This is a genomic window from Novosphingobium rhizovicinum, from assembly GCF_040813635.1.
Classification (GTDB): Bacteria; Pseudomonadota; Alphaproteobacteria; order Sphingomonadales; family Sphingomonadaceae; genus Novosphingobium; species Novosphingobium rhizovicinum.
On sequence record NZ_JBFNXR010000054.1, the window covers coordinates 143,693 to 158,066 of the forward strand.

The window sequence follows — 14,374 nt, forward strand, 5'->3', positions numbered from 1 at the left end:
CGGCAGACATTTCGAAGGCCGGGCGGGGTCGAAAGCCGAGCGTGGGCCAGCGCGGCCGTAGCTTCCAGATCGCCCGGCTCAAACTAGAGCCTGAAGCGGCACGGTCATGGGCCGGCCGATGGCCTCCCGACCTTTGGGCCACCAAACCGGCTTGCCACTCTATTGAACCGTGCTAGGCTTAACTCTTGGCTGTCCAAGCGGTTCTTTTTAGAACGTTTACACGCGCCACCTCACTTCAAGGAATGAGCATGTCTGTCTCCGACCAGATCAGCGTCCAGCTTCCATACCTCCGTCGTTACGCACGCGCGCTGACCGGCTCTCAGCACTCCGGCGATGCGTACGTACGTGCCACGCTGGAGGCGGCGCTTGCCGACCAGGCGCTTCGATCAGACATTTCCCGCAGCCGCGCCGCCCTGTATGGCGCCTTTACCCGGATATGGTCGACATCGCATGTCGAGGAACCAGTTGGCGATGCGCCTGCCGGGCTCCACGAACAGGCTGCGCAGTCCAGATTGGCCACCATTGCACCTGCACATCGGCAGGCTCTCCTACTCACGACAGTCGAAGAGTTCTCACGCGAGGACACCGCTCACATCCTCGGGGTGGGCGTACCCGACGTTGATACGCTTGTCGGACAAGCGATCGAAGAGATCGAGAGCGAAACCACCACGGACGTGCTCATCATCGAGGATGAGCCCTTGATCTCTATGCAGCTCGACGGGCTCGTTTCCGAACTTGGCCATAACGTTGTCGGAACTGCCGCCACCCACTCGCAGGCCCTGGAGATATTCCGCAAGCATCCAGCCGGGTTGGTACTTGCCGACATTCAGCTGGCGGACGGCAGCTCCGGGATCGATGCCGTGGAGGATCTCCTGAAGTTCGGAGACGTCCCGGTCATCTTCATCACGGCCTATCCGGAGCGCCTGCTGACCGGCGAGCGGCCAGAGCCCACCTATCTGGTCACTAAGCCCTTCAAGGAAGCGACAGTGCGGGCAGCGATCAGCCAAGCCCTGTTCTTCGGGTCAAGCCGTCCACTGAACTGACGCACAGGGGGTGCCGTTTCTCGTCGGCGCCCCCCTTCCCTTCACGCTGCATTAGCGCTGCGGCGACTTGCAGTCCGATCAACAGCTAACACCAATCATGCGCCACAGCATGGAGCGAAGATTCGCGCCTATCGAGGCTCGCTCCGCAATGCGAACTCGCGCGCAACACGTACCGGAACGTTGAACCGGCATTCCACGCCCGCAGGAAGGAAGAGAAGGTCTACCTGCGAGCGAAGCTCGTGCGCGACGATCTTCTCGATGAGGTCACGCCCAAACCCGCGCTTGCTGGGTTCCTGCACCGGAGGTCCACCCTCCTCCCGCCAGTGTACCTCGGCACAATCTTCGGAGACCAATGACCAGGTCACGTGAATCCGTCCCGTTTCGGTGCTCAAAGCGCCGTACTTGGCGGCATTCGTGGCGAGTTCGTGGATCGCAAGACCAAGCGACATTGCGTCGTTCGGTGCCAGCTTGATCTCCGGGCCGCTCATCTCGACATGCCCCTCACTGCCTTCCATGTAAGGGGCCAGCTCGGACCGAACGACCTCACCCAAAGGCGCGTTGCTCCAGTCGGTCTGCGACAGCAGGTCATGCGTCGCAGAGAGAGCGCGGATGCGTGCAGTGAGGCTCTCTGTGAACTCATCGATGTCGGTCGAGCGCCGCCGCGTAAGCGCGGCGATCGACAAGACATTGGCCAAGGTATTCTTGACCCGGTGGTTGAGCTCACGAGTGAGAGAGTTTCGTATCGAGGCCTGCCGGCTTAGCCATTCGAGGACGCGCCGGTCCTCTGCCGCTCTCTTGGTGATCAGCCGACCGATCGCCATGAGCATCAGCGATGTAATCACACCGAAAAACAAGGTGATGCGCGCCGTCGTGGACAGGCCCCCGGTCTTTTTGTCGCTGACCTGGATAACCCACGAGTGGGCACCGACGTCGATCTGACGCTCCACAGCGTTTCCGGCAATTCCGGGGACGCGACGCTGAGCAATTAAATTCTCTGGCGCCACCGCCTGATCATACACGGTGACCTCTATCTCGTCGTTGCGGAAGAGTTGCGCGGCGGAGGTGAGGAAATCCTCCGCTCGAAAGGGGCTGTATACAAAACCCTTCACAACCGAGCGCCGCCGGGTGTCCACGACGGGCATGTAGATTAGAAAGCCCACTGCCTTCGGATCAGCCCGGTCCTGAATCAGGCGAACCTTGCCCGAGGCAACCGGCTTCCCGCTGTCCATGGCAGCATCCATTGCCGTTCGCCGGGTTGGCTCTGAATACATGTCGAAGCCGAGCGCCCGTTCGTTGATGCGGGTCATCGGTTCGATGTAGACGATCGGCACGGAATATCTGCGATCTTCCCCATCGTTGGTGCTCGCGGCGAACGGATCAGGGAAGATTGCGAATGAGCTGCGTCCCGCTTCTCTCTGGCGAGCCTCGAACTCGGGTGTCTCCGATATTCTGAGAAGCGGCGCCCACCCCAAACCGAGCGAACCGTAGAGATTCCCGCTTGATTGCAAGTCTGAGGAAAACTCCGCAAACTGCTCAGGAGTCACCTCTTCCTGCATTGCGAACAGCGCAGATGCGGCACGCAGGAGCGCAATGTTCTCGGTAACCCGGCGCTGCAACGCGGAGGCGATCTCTGTGAGATTGCGATCAAGCACGACCTCGCGGCGCTCTCGTTCCGCGCGTTCGATCGCCATTACACTGACGGCAGTGCCAATGCTGGCAATGATGAAGAGCAGAAAGGGCCAGCCGCGAGGATACCGATGGAACCACGCCTGCTTCTCCACCCTATCGAGCAGAGTATCGTCAACCACGCCGGTAACCGTTCCTCATACAACCCCGCAAGTGCCTGGATCTTTCGCGCCGATCAAGACAGGCGGCGTCTGACATGTCTTTGTGCACAGGGGAACCATGGCCGGGGTGAAATGTTCCATTCCCAGACGCCATTCCCGGCGAAGAAGCTTGACCGTACAGCCATGTCGAATGCACACATCTGCGTGAAAGGGAGTTCGTGTTGTCTCACCCAAATGGACAAGGGAGGTCCGGGTCGCGCCCCGGTCTGCCACCGGTGACCCGCAGGGACGGGGAACCGGGCTGGGCCGCCGGGCTGAGAAACTTGTACAACTCCGTTGTCGATGAGCCTCTGCCGGACAGCTTCGATGATTTGCTGAAGAAGCTGGACGAGAGTGATGACGGCTGACCGATCAAGCGATCAGGCCGACGAAGATTTCCGAAAAGAACTTCTGGGTACGCTGCCGCACCTGCGCGCGTTTGCCCGGGGACTTTCCGGCCGTCCCGACTATGCCGATGACTTGGCGCAGGAAGCTGCAATCAAAGCGTGGACCGCGCGCGACCGGTACACTCCTGGCACGAACATGCGGGCCTGGACCTTCGCAATCCTGCGCAATCACTATTTGAGTGAATTGCGGAGGAACCGCCGTCAGACCGATCTTGATGACGGCGCGGTCGAACGCATGCTCGTGATGGATGCGGATCAAGAAGGCGGCCTGCACCTTTCCGACATGGAAGCCGCGCTCCTTCAACTCGCCCCTGAGAGAAGGGAAGCTGTGATGCTGGTAGGAGCGGGCGGGTTCACCTACGAGGAAGCGGCACAGATCGCTGACTGCGCAGTCGGCACGATGAAGAGCCGTGTGGCCCGCGCGCGCGCAGAACTGAATCGCATTCTTGATACGGAACCCGACGCTCAGGCGCTCGCACAGCGTAAAGCCGTCCGCGAGCGCGCAGCCATTGCCCGCTCGGTAAGTTCATCTGCGCAGCGTAGGCGCGCTGGCTGATCAGCGCCTCATTTACAAAAAGGGCCTGTGTTTCTCGAGAAAACACAGGCCCTTTTTAATTCAACCCATCTTTATCGATCAGCTCGGGTACACCCAAGGTGTGCCGCGGTCGAAGTTGTCGGAAGCAAACTTCCAGTTGATGATGTTTTCAAGCACCGCCTTCACATAGGCTGGACGCTTGTTCTTCTGATCAACATAGTAGGCATGCTCCCACACATCGATGGTCAGAAGAGGGTTATCGCTCTCAAGCAGGCCAGTGTTGGCATCATGGGTCGAGATCACCGAAAGCTTTCCGCCCTTGACGACGAGCCATGCCCACCCGTTCGAGAAGTGATTGACGGCCTCGTTGGTAAGCGCCTCCAGAAGCGCATCCATCGACCCGAACTCATTGTTGATAGCGGTGAGAAGGCTCTCGCTGGGCTGCGTCTTTTCCGGGCTGAGCGAGTGCCAGTAGAAGCCATGGTTCCAGGTCTGAGCCGAGTTGTTGAACTTCGGCCCGCTGGATGTGCGAACGATCTCTTCCAAGGGCTTGCCCGCGTCTTCCGTACCCTCAATGGCAGCGTTCAGCTTATCCACATAGGTCTTGTGATGAGCGCCGTGGTGGACTTCCAGTGTGGTGCTCGAAATATGGGGCTCAAGCGCGTCGTGGGCATATGGCAGCGGCATCAGAGGAATGGTCATGGCATCTTTCCTGTTGTGGTTGGCATCTCAGACGGTGCGAAGCCCCTGTGACGGCAGGGACGAAGCCGGGCTGCGGCTCGTCCCGTATGTTTGAGGTTCGCGCCGACAATTCAAGCGCAGTTTTGCGGCGTATTTTGCACTATCGCCGCCACATGCGAAAGGGGACGGCGATCAGCTCGCCGCCCCCTCTGCGTGACCGCCGACTGACGTCAGCGGAACTTGTCAGGGATGACCTGCCTGGGCGTCGGCCCCCTCCTCGATAGCATCTGCCTTGGCTTCGCCGCGCTCGCGGATTTCCTCTGCACGGTTCTCCAGGGCATCTTCCCGAGGCTCACTCATGCCTTCTGCTGCTTCTTCAAGTTGATCCGCCGCAGCGTCCGACGCCTGTTCGACCTGGTCTGCCGCCTGTTCGGTCGCATCGTCCGCTGTGTTGTTGCACGCGGCCAGTCCGAGCGAAGCACCGGCGAGAGCCAGAACAGCCAGTCGAGGCATGGTGATCAATTTCATCGGGTAAACTCCTTTGCCCTATTAAAACGACGAACGCTCGCCGGCTCCTTAGCGGATCGAACCGCGACGGAACAAGTTCACGATCGCCAGCAGAATAACCGCGCCCAGGAATGACGCGAACAGCGACATAATGTCAAACGATCCGCTGGTAATCGGTGCACCGCCGATAAGAGGCGTGATGATCACGCCCGCGATCAGCGCGCCAATCACGCCAACGACAATGTTGAGGAAAATTCCCTGCTGCGCATCAGTGCGCATAAGAATGCTAGCCAGCCAACCGATAATGCCGCCGACCAGAAGAACAAGAATAAGGGTCATAATTTCCGAACTCCAGATGCCTAGCTAAGGGCTAAACGGGCACTACTTTCATTGGTTCCGTCGTGGCCGGTTCCGTCAACATGCCGCCCCCTTCGGATTGAACGCCAGTTGCGGAAGCTTCAGACCGGAGGCCCGCCCGCCCTGCCCGGCGGCGGCGGCGGCGTTTCTCCCTCGCGAAAGGAGCGAGCGCAGCCTCATGAAGGCTAAGCCGTTACCTCTGCATCTTTCATCAGCCGACGCTACGCTCCGGGACTGGAATTGTACGCAACCTCGCCTCGCCAACGGACGATCTCCGCACTTGCTTCCCTTGTTGTTGTTACCTTGGGAGGCGCAGCCATCATGCTTGGCCTGTCATCCAACGGCGATGCCCCCGAAGCCGGACAAGAAACGCTTGTCTCGCTGACGCCGGTGAAGGAGGAGCCCCCCTCGCCCGTACCGACCGCGAGCCCCTCTCCCGAGCCCACCGTTCGCCAGGCAGACAAGGCCGAAGCCCAGCCGATGGAGGGTGAAGCCTCGCCTCCAAACCTGCGCAACCGCGCAAGCCCCGTTTTCGGGCCGCTCCTTCCTCCGATATCCCTGCCGCCTCCGATCGTCGCCGCCCCCCGGCCGGCCACCGGAAACGCTGGCAATACAGGTGCGTCGGACCGGGTCGGCCCCGGACAAGGCGCGGGTGGCACCGGGAACGGAAGAGGCGGCGGTGGAGCGGGAGCCGGTGGCAGAGGAAGCGGCGAGGCGGTCACCCGTCCCGTGCAGATTAAGGGCCACCTGCGCTGGTCCGATCTCCCCGAGGAGCTGCGGAAGGCAAAACGAGGCGGCGAGCTAGAGTTGACCTATCGTGTTAACATCGACGGCCGCGTGAGCGACTGCAGGGTTACAAAATCGAGCGGACTGCCCGATCTGGATGCGAGGACCTGTGAACTGATTACGGAGCGGTTTCGGTTCCGCCCCTCGCGTAATGCTGGCGGCGAACCGGTGCCCTCCTACATTGTCGAGATCCACGGGTGGTATAACCATCCCGAGGGCGAACCGGATTGGGCGGAGGAGGAATAAACCGTCCTCGCCCCCTGCGCGTCCGGCTCCAGCCAACCGCATTCGATCTATACGGCCTCGATGCGGACCGGCACACCCTTTGCCGCCGGGGTTTTCGAAGCCTTGTCGTGGTACCACAAGGGCACCAATGGATTCAGCTCCGGAAAGTAGCCGACCAGCGTGCCGTCTGGCAGATCGTAAGGCGTCACCTCCAACCCGGTGACTTCCCGCCGAATATCGTCCTCCGCATCTCCCACTAGCGTGATCTTGTCGCCAGCCTTCAGCCCGGCACGATCAATCTCTTGCGGACTCATCAAAACAATCATGCGGCTGCCTTTCAGGCCGCGCAGCCGGTCATTGTGGCCATAGATCGTGGTATTGAACTGATCGTTCGAGCGCAGGGTGACCAGATGGTACCGCCCTTCTGCGTTCCCGATGCCGCAAGCATTGAGCACAGTCGGCGTCGTGAACTCTGCCTTGCCGCTTTCCGTCTTCCAGATGCGCTCGTGCGCGGCATTGCCTCGATAAAAGCCGCCGGGCTGGTTCATCCTGGCATTCATATCGTAGAACTGGTCGGGGTACGTGCGCGCGATCAGATCGCGCACGAGCGAATAGTCGCCTGCCCAGTCATCCCACTTCCAGAGCGGATTTGACGGAAGGGTCGCCTTCGCCAGTTGGGCAACGATTGCCGTTTCCGACAGCAGATCCGGGCTCGCTGGCGTACGGCGGCCTATCGATCCGTAGATGTGACTGAAACTGTCCTCGATAGAGACCTGTTGAGGTCCTCCCGCCTGAATGTCCTCTTCTGATCGCACCAGACACGGCAGAATCCAGCTCTCCTTCCCCGGCATCATGTGGGTGGAATTGAGCTTCGTCGCGATATGCACCGTCAGTTCCATCTCGCCCCAGGCTTTGTGCACCCGCTCGTGGTCCGGCACGGCCATGGCCAAGTTGCCGCCCAAGCCGATGAATGCCTTGTTGCTGCCGTCGAGCAGCGCCTCCAGGAACTCGACCGTCGTGTGCCCGTCTTCCTGAGGCGGCTCGAAACCGAAGATCTCCCGGTACTTGTCCATGGGGGCAAGACTGGTCTTTTCAGTGATGCCAACGGTGCGTTGTCCCTGCACGTTGGAATGCCCTCGGATCGGCGTGCAGCCTGCGCCCTGCCTGCCGATGTTGCCGCGCATCAGAAGCAGGTTGACGAGCATGCCGATCGACTGACTGCCATGGACGTGCTGCGTCAGCCCCATCCCGTAGATCCCGATGACCTTTTCCGCTTCGCAATAGACGTCAGCCGCCGCCTCCATGTCGGCGCGGCTCAGACCCGATGCGGCCTCGATCTCGTCCCAACTGGTAGCGTCCAGCTTTGCGAGAAAGGAGTCGAAGTCGTGGGTGTGCTGTTCGATAAAGGCAGTGTCGAGTATGCGCTTCGTGCCCGCCGCCTTAGTCTGCCCATCACGCTCGAGCACACGCTTGCACAGACCCATGATGGCCGCGATGTCACCACCTGGTTTGACCTGGTGGTACTGAGAGGCAAGCGGGGTGGACTTGCCGACGGTCATCTGGATGGGGTTCTGGGGATCTGCAAACTCAAGCAGACCCTTCTCGCGCAAAGGGTTGAACGCGATGATCTTGCAACCGCGCTGCACCGCCCTTTTCAGCGGGTGAAGGATGCGCGGACTGTTCGTTCCGGGGTTCTGCCCGAAATAGAAGATCGCGTCGCAGTGCTCCAGATCCTCAAGGGTACAGGTGCCAACGGGCGAGCCGATCACGTTCTTGAGACCGACCGAAGTGGTCTCGTGGCACATGTTCGAACTGTCCGGCAGATTGTTGTTGCCATACATCCTGGCAAACAGCGCATACAGGTAGCTGGCTTCCAGAGCGGCTTTGCCGCTTGTGTAGAACGTCACCGATTTGGGATCGAGCTTGTTCAGTTTAGAAGCGATGGCCGAGAATGCTTCGTCCCAGGTCGTCCGCACGTAGCGGTCGCTCGCCGAATCGTAGCGCATCGGCTCGGTTATCCGACCGGCGAGTTCAAGCTGATAATCCCCCAGGGCGCGTAATTCCGAGACAGTACGGCGGCTGACAAATTCGGGCGTACAGCGTTCGCTGGTAAGATCCCAGAGTGTGGCCTTCGCGCCATTCTCACAGAACTCCGCGACGTGTGGCACGGGTGGCTTGGCCCACGCACAAGACGAGCACATGTAACCATCCGGCTTGTTCTGCACGGCCAGCGTAGCGAGCGCGGAAGGCCGCGAGCGACCGTTCAACTCGACTTTGGCTATGCCCTTCAGCGAGCCCCATCCTCCGGCGGGACCGGGGTAGCCAGCTTTGATCTTGGTGCCGCTCATGGTGTCCTCCGTACGACTGGGGCTGCCGAGGCAAAGCCTCAGGTACGGGACAGTTCCCGGGTAACGGAGCAGCCCGCAGACATGAACACATTGCCAGTCAGGACGGGCACCACTACTGTACACCCGTACAGTACAAAAAAAATGGAGAACCGGAGATGAGCCTGACTGTCGAACCCGCCAAACCCCGTATCGGCGGCATCATCCGCGTCGATAAGAACCATCTGCTTGACGACGAAACGATCGAGACCGTGCGCCGAGAACTGGAGCAACGCGGAGTTCTCGTTTTTCCTGAGCTGAACGCGAGCGACGAGTTGCAACTGGCCTTCACCGACAGGCTTGGCGATCGCGTCAACTTCACGCGCAAGGTTCCCGGCTCCGACTCGGAAACACCCGACGTCTACAAGATCACGCTCGACCGAAAGCTCAATACCGAGCCGGACTACGTGCTCGGCACTTTCTTCTGGCACGTTGACGGCATCACCATCGACCAGCCACTGCCCAAGGCAACCGTGCTGTCGGCGCGCAAGCTGTCCGCAAGCGGAGGCGCGACCGAGTTCGCGAACCTCTATGCCGCCTATGACCTGCTGCCTGAGGCCGAAAAGCGCGAGCTGGAAAATCTGCGGGTGATCCATACGGTCGAAGCCGCCGTGCGCCCGGTCCACGGTACGCCGAGCGCGGAACGTATCGAGCGGTACCGCAACCTTGCGGCAGTGATGGAACAGCCGCTTGTCTGGACTCACGAGGATGGTCGCAAGTCACTGCTGCTGGGCACTCATGCGGACGGCATCGTAGGCATGCCGGGCGCACATGGCCGCGCATTGCTGACCCGGCTGCAGCAGTGGGCCGCTCAGCCCGATCTCGTCTACACGCACAACTGGACGGAAGGTGACCTCGTCATCTGGAACAACCAGGGAGTCATGCACCGGGTCGTGCCTTATACCGACGAGGGGCGGATCATGCACCGCACCACTATCGCCGGCAAAGAGAAGCCCGGCCATGTTGCATCCGATCAGGAGCTCGAGCGCATTTATCAGATGGCTTGAGCCGTTAACTTGCAGCCAGCGCTCTCAAGGTGGGGTAGGTCGTCGCTGCAGAAATGAGCGTGAATGCGCAGAGCATTCACGCTCACATCAAACCGGCTCTGCCCATTGCTTCAGCCACGGCTTCGAACCATTCGATGTGTGCCGAAGCATTGCCATAGCCTTTGCCCATGGAATTGACGGTAGCGTGCGTGCCGCCGGCATCGCGCCAGCGTAGTGCGAACTCAACCACGTCCTGCGGCGTCCTGGGGCGGAGCATGTGGCATTGTTTTCCGAACGTGCCGTGATCGCGGCCCTCGGCCCTTAACGCCGCGTCCAAGGTTTCAAGCTGCGCAAAGGCGTCCGCTGCCCCGTCTGCGAAGATGAAGCCGTCCGCCATCTTTGCGGCCCGCTTCAAGGCCACATCGGCGAAGCCGCCCATCCAGATCGGGATCGTGCGGCGAGGATGGGGAAGCGTGGCAGCCCTATCGATCCTGTCGAACTCGCCCTCGAACGTGATCAGTGGCTCGGTCCACAAGCGTCGGAGGAGTTGTACCTGCTCTTCGATCCGACGCCCGCGTTTGCTGAAATCCTGTCCGAGCGCGTCATACTCCACATAGTTCCACCCGACGCCGACTCCCATGCGGAACCGCTCACCGCAGAGCAGATCCAGGTCTGCTGCCTGTCGCGCCACCAGAGCCGTAGGCCGCTGCGGCAGAATGAGGACGCCGCTTACGAGTTCGATCCTCTCCGTGATGCCGGCCAGGTATGCGAACATGACGAAGGGATCGTGGAACGGGTGCTTCTCCGTGTAAGGCCCCGACAGCTTGGGCTCGCGATCGTGCGATGCTCCCAGCACATGATCATAGGCCACGAGGTGATCGTACCCCATCTTCTCTGCCGCCGTTCCGATGGCCTTCACGGCGGAAGGATCCCCAAGCTCGTTTTGCGGATAGACAATACCGATCTTCACTGCGGGCCTCCCGTGCTGACTGCCCGGTGATCGACGCTGGAGGGAGTGCCCGTCAAGCCTTGCGACGCGATCACGCACAGGCAAGCCGAGGCTGCCACACCGGACAATATGCTGCCGATTACGCCCTTGCCGGGGCAACGCTCAGAAGCTGTACTGCGGACAATAAAAGTAACTCGGGAGGAGCCGGAACCGTGCTCAAGACACCTGAAGGCGGCGTTCGGTCCGTACCGTTTCCTATTGAAGATCCCGAGCGGATTCCGGCGCAGCGCTATTACGATCAGGCGTTCTACGACGCTGAGGTTGAGCATCTGTGGCCGCATGTCTGGCAGATGGCGTGCCGTGAAGAGCAGTTGCCCGAGGTGGGTGACTGGATCGAGTACGAGAACGTCGGCAAGTCTGTGATTGTGGTCCGCACGACCAGCGGGATCAAGGCGTTTCACAACGCGTGCCGCCACCGCGGCGTGCCGATCGCGGGCGGAACGACCATCGGCTCCTCGCACGCGACGGCCCATGGCAACTGTGCCAAGAGCGGGTTTGTGTGTCCGTTCCACGGCTGGCGCTGGAACATGGATGGCGAGAACACGCTGGTCTACGGCAAGCACCTGTTCTCCGAGAAGCAGCTCAAGGCAGAGGACATCAACCTGATCCCCTGCCGTACCGAAGTCTGGGGCGGCTGCGTGTGGATCAACCACGATGACGATGCGCCGTCGGTGAAGGAGAGCCTGGGCCCTGTCGCTGACCGGCTGGAGGCGCACAACGTCCAGCACCTGAAGGCGGAATGGTGCTACGGCACGGTGCTGCCCGCCAACTGGAAGATCGCCATGGAAGCCTTCATGGAAGGCTATCACGTCATGCAGACGCACCCGCAGCTGCACCACCCCATGGAAGGCATCTATCACGATCCCTTCGATCCGGAGGTCGCTCGCCGCAGTGAAGGTTCCGCGAATGCGAGGCGGGTGGCGATCGACGGGGTGACGACCCGGCAAGCCGTGGAGATGCAGATTCATCACCTCGGCCTGCTCAGCAATGGCATGGCCGGCATGGTTCACCCCAAGGAAGTGGAGATCGCCAGCGAGGTGCCGCACGCGGACCTGTCCGATGATCCCAATGTCGCTGTTCCTCAATGGTATGGCCGGGTCATGCAGCGCGTGACCGAACGTCTGCGCGAACGTGGCGAGCCGGTGCCAGACTTGCTGCAGGTCGCGCAGACGGCGCCGATCAACGCGGTGGAGTTCCTGTTTCCGCACTACTTCCTGCTGCCGATCTTCAGCAGCATGTCCGCTTATCGCATCCGTCCTCTTGGTCCGGAGAGCTGCTTCTTCGAGATCTGGTCTCTGACCTTCTTCCCGGAAGGGCAGGAGCCTGAGCCGGTGATGGAGCCCACGGTGCTGCCGTTCGACAGCCCGGACTTCCCGCCTATCCCGCGGCAGGACTACTCGAACATCCCGCTCCAGCAGAAGGGTCTGCAAGCCAAAGGCTTCGAATTCATGCGCCTATCGAAAGACATGGAAGGGCTTATCAGCAACTTCCAGCGCATCCTTGATGGATACCTGGCCGGCGCACCACAGGAAGCGCTGGCGCGCGCGCAGCACCAACTCGGCGGCAACTTCGACGGCCCGATCCTGGAACTCTGGAGCTAGAGAGCTCTCGGCAAGCTCCTGCTAGGCTTTCAGGCGTTCGGCATGCCACTCCACATGCTCGGCCATGAAGGTCGAGATGAAATAATAAGAGTGGTCATATCCGGCCTGCAAACGGATCGTAGCCGGCTGACCGGCGCGGTCGCAGGCCTCGCGCAGAAGCTCGGTCTTCAACTGCTCTGACACGAAAGTGTCGGCACTACCCTGATCGATCAGCAGGTCTGGCAGGCGCGCACCACCTTCGACGAGCGCACAGGCATCGTACTCCTGCCATGCCGAGCGGTCCGGGCCAAGGTAGCCACCCAACGCCTTCTCCCCCCACGGACAGGCCAACGGACTGACAATCGGGGCAAATGCGCTGGTAGAGCGAAACCGTCCGGGATTGCGCAAGCTGATCGTCAGCGCACCATGTCCGCCCATGGAGTGGCCGGTAATCCCCTGCCGCTCCAGGTCGACCGGGAAAATCCCGGCAATCAGGTCCGGCAGCTCACCCTCCACATACGAGCGCATCCGGTAGTTGGCCGACCAGGGTTCCTGCGTCGCATCCACGTAGAACCCGGCGCCCTGACCGAAATCCCATGCTTCCACATCGGGCACCTGCGGACCGCGCGGACTGGTGTCAGGGGCGATGAAGACAATGCCATGCTCGGCACAGGCGGCGCGATATTCGCCCTTTTCCGTCACGTTGGCGTGGGTACAGGTCAGACCCGAGAGATACCACAGAACCGGCAGCTTTGCTCCCGCCGCATGATCGGGCACGAAGACCGAGAAAGTCATCTCGGTCCCCGTCGCTGTCGAGCGATGGCGGTAAACCCCTTGCTCTCCGCCATGGCTGCGGTTGGTGGAGACCGTCTCCATCAATAGACCACGACCGAGCGGATGCTCTCACCCGCGTGCATGAGGTCAAACCCCTTGTTGATCTCTTCCAGCGAAAGAACGTGCGTGATCATCGGATCGATTTCGATCTTGCCGTTCATGTACCAGTCGACGATCTTCGGCACATCGGTACGCCCCTTGGCGCCGCCGAACGCGGTTCCTCGCCAGTTGCGCCCCGTCACCAGCTGGAAGGGGCGGGTGCTGATTTCCCTGCCCGCTTCCGCAACGCCAATGACGATCGACGTACCCCATCCGCGATGGCAGCATTCGAGGGCCTGGCGCATAACTTCGGTATTGCCGGTGCAATCGAACGAGTAGTCCGCGCCGCCATCCAGCATATTGACGATCGTTTCGACCACATTGCCGACATCGCGGGGGTTCACGAAGTCGGTCATGCCGAACCGGCTGCCCCACTCGGCCTTGTCGGGGTTGATGTCGACGCCGACAATGCGGTCTGCGCCCGCCATCTTTGCGCCTTGGATCACATTGAGGCCAATCCCCCCCAAGCCGAACACGACGACGTTGTCGCCGGGGCGGACCTTGGCGGTGTTCACCACTGCGCCCACACCCGTAGTGACGCCACAGCCGATGTAGCATGAGGTTTGGAAGGGCGCGTCCTCACGGATCTTCGCGACTGCAATCTCAGGCAGAACGGTGAAGTTCGAAAACGTGGAACAACCCATGTAATGGAAGATCGGCTGGCCTTTGTGCGAAAACCGGCTGGTTCCGTCCGGCATCAGCCCTTGGCCCTGCGTTGCCCGGATTGCCGTGCACAGGTTCGTCTTGCCGGAGAGGCACGCTTTGCACTGACGGCACTCAGGCGTGTAGAGCGGGATGACGTGATCGCCGGGTTTCACGCTGGTGACACCCTGCCCCACCTCGCGCACGATACCGGCGCCTTCGTGACCGAGGATCGAGGGAAAGATGCCCTCGGAATCCAGACCGTCCAGAGTGTACGCATCGGTATGGCAGATGCCCGTCGCCATGATCTCGACGAGCACCTCACCCGCTTTGGGCCCCTCCAGATCGACTTCGACGATCTCAAGCGGCTTCTTGGGTTCGAACGCGACAGCGGCACGGGTTTTCATGAGACAGGCGACTCCTTTCCGTCCCATCTAGCCAGTGCGAGTGCGGTATGAAAGCTCTGCCGCCCC

Annotated in this window: 14 protein-coding genes; 6 read left to right on the forward strand and 8 right to left on the reverse strand. The window is 61.0% G+C overall.

Annotated elements, in window-relative coordinates:
- Positions 1-248 precede the first annotated feature (248 nt).
- On the forward strand, positions 249-1,043 hold the full coding sequence (locus ABUH87_RS17240) for a response regulator (RefSeq protein WP_367775346.1): 795 nt from the start codon (positions 249-251) through the stop codon (positions 1,041-1,043).
- Between the two features lie 128 nt (positions 1,044-1,171).
- Here ABUH87_RS17240 and ABUH87_RS17245 read toward each other — a convergent pair whose 3' ends face one another.
- Positions 1,172-2,851: a CHASE domain-containing protein gene (locus tag ABUH87_RS17245; protein ID WP_367775347.1), complete on the reverse strand. Its 1,680-nt coding sequence runs from the start codon at positions 2,849-2,851 to the stop codon at positions 1,172-1,174.
- Between the two features lie 254 nt (positions 2,852-3,105).
- Here ABUH87_RS17245 and ABUH87_RS17250 point away from each other — a divergent pair, with 254 nt between their 5' ends.
- Both ABUH87_RS17250 and ABUH87_RS17255 read left to right on the forward strand, forming a co-directional pair.
- Positions 3,106-3,237, forward strand: a complete 132-nt coding sequence (locus ABUH87_RS17250; protein ID WP_367775348.1) for a NepR family anti-sigma factor — start codon at positions 3,106-3,108, stop codon at positions 3,235-3,237.
- Positions 3,227-3,832 carry a sigma-70 family RNA polymerase sigma factor gene (locus ABUH87_RS17255; protein ID WP_367775349.1) on the forward strand — a complete coding sequence of 202 codons (606 nt, stop codon included), beginning with the start codon at positions 3,227-3,229 and terminating at the stop codon, positions 3,830-3,832. Before ABUH87_RS17250 ends, ABUH87_RS17255 begins: the two co-directional genes overlap by 11 nt.
- Positions 3,833-3,910: 78 nt before the next feature.
- On the opposite strand, the gene ABUH87_RS17260 is transcribed toward ABUH87_RS17255, so the two are convergent.
- From ABUH87_RS17260 to ABUH87_RS17270, 3 genes are all read right to left on the reverse strand, one after another.
- Entirely contained in the window at positions 3,911-4,513 is a 603-nt protein-coding gene (locus ABUH87_RS17260; RefSeq protein ID WP_367775350.1) for a superoxide dismutase, read from the reverse strand.
- A 222-nt stretch (positions 4,514-4,735) separates the two neighbouring features.
- Positions 4,736-5,020 (reverse strand): hypothetical protein, encoded by a 285-nt coding sequence (locus ABUH87_RS17265; protein WP_367775351.1) that lies wholly within the window; start codon positions 5,018-5,020, stop codon positions 4,736-4,738.
- A gap of 48 nt (positions 5,021-5,068) precedes the next feature.
- Positions 5,069-5,338, reverse strand: a complete 270-nt coding sequence (locus ABUH87_RS17270; RefSeq protein WP_367775352.1) for a GlsB/YeaQ/YmgE family stress response membrane protein — start codon at positions 5,336-5,338, stop codon at positions 5,069-5,071.
- Between the two features lie 339 nt (positions 5,339-5,677).
- On the opposite strand from ABUH87_RS17270, the gene ABUH87_RS17275 reads away from it, so the two are divergent.
- Complete coding sequence (locus tag ABUH87_RS17275) at positions 5,678-6,388, forward strand: energy transducer TonB (protein WP_367775353.1); 711 nt, start codon at positions 5,678-5,680, stop codon at positions 6,386-6,388.
- A gap of 47 nt (positions 6,389-6,435) precedes the next feature.
- On the opposite strand, the gene ABUH87_RS17280 is transcribed toward ABUH87_RS17275, so the two are convergent.
- Positions 6,436-8,715 carry an FdhF/YdeP family oxidoreductase gene (locus tag ABUH87_RS17280; RefSeq protein ID WP_367775354.1) on the reverse strand — a complete coding sequence of 760 codons (2,280 nt, stop codon included), beginning with the start codon at positions 8,713-8,715 and terminating at the stop codon, positions 6,436-6,438.
- A gap of 155 nt (positions 8,716-8,870) precedes the next feature.
- On the opposite strand from ABUH87_RS17280, the gene ABUH87_RS17285 reads away from it, so the two are divergent.
- On the forward strand, positions 8,871-9,758 hold the full coding sequence (locus ABUH87_RS17285; protein ID WP_367775355.1) for a TauD/TfdA dioxygenase family protein: 888 nt from the start codon (positions 8,871-8,873) through the stop codon (positions 9,756-9,758).
- Positions 9,759-9,840: 82 nt separating this feature from the next.
- On the opposite strand, the gene ABUH87_RS17290 is transcribed toward ABUH87_RS17285, so the two are convergent.
- Positions 9,841-10,707, reverse strand: coding sequence for an LLM class F420-dependent oxidoreductase (locus ABUH87_RS17290; protein WP_367775356.1), 867 nt, complete (start codon positions 10,705-10,707; stop codon positions 9,841-9,843).
- 191 nt (positions 10,708-10,898) lie between these two features.
- Between ABUH87_RS17290 and ABUH87_RS17295 the strand changes: the two genes are divergently transcribed.
- Positions 10,899-12,347 carry an aromatic ring-hydroxylating oxygenase subunit alpha gene (locus tag ABUH87_RS17295; protein WP_367775357.1) on the forward strand — a complete coding sequence of 483 codons (1,449 nt, stop codon included), beginning with the start codon at positions 10,899-10,901 and terminating at the stop codon, positions 12,345-12,347.
- Between the two features lie 21 nt (positions 12,348-12,368).
- Here ABUH87_RS17295 and fghA read toward each other — a convergent pair whose 3' ends face one another.
- Together fghA and ABUH87_RS17305 are read right to left on the reverse strand one after the other, a co-directional pair.
- Positions 12,369-13,202: an S-formylglutathione hydrolase gene (gene fghA, locus ABUH87_RS17300; RefSeq protein WP_367775358.1), complete on the reverse strand. Its 834-nt coding sequence runs from the start codon at positions 13,200-13,202 to the stop codon at positions 12,369-12,371.
- Entirely contained in the window at positions 13,202-14,308 is a 1,107-nt protein-coding gene (locus ABUH87_RS17305) for an S-(hydroxymethyl)glutathione dehydrogenase/class III alcohol dehydrogenase (RefSeq protein WP_367775359.1), read from the reverse strand. The genes fghA and ABUH87_RS17305 overlap by 1 nt, the downstream gene beginning before the upstream one ends.
- Positions 14,309-14,374: the final 66 nt, after the last annotated feature.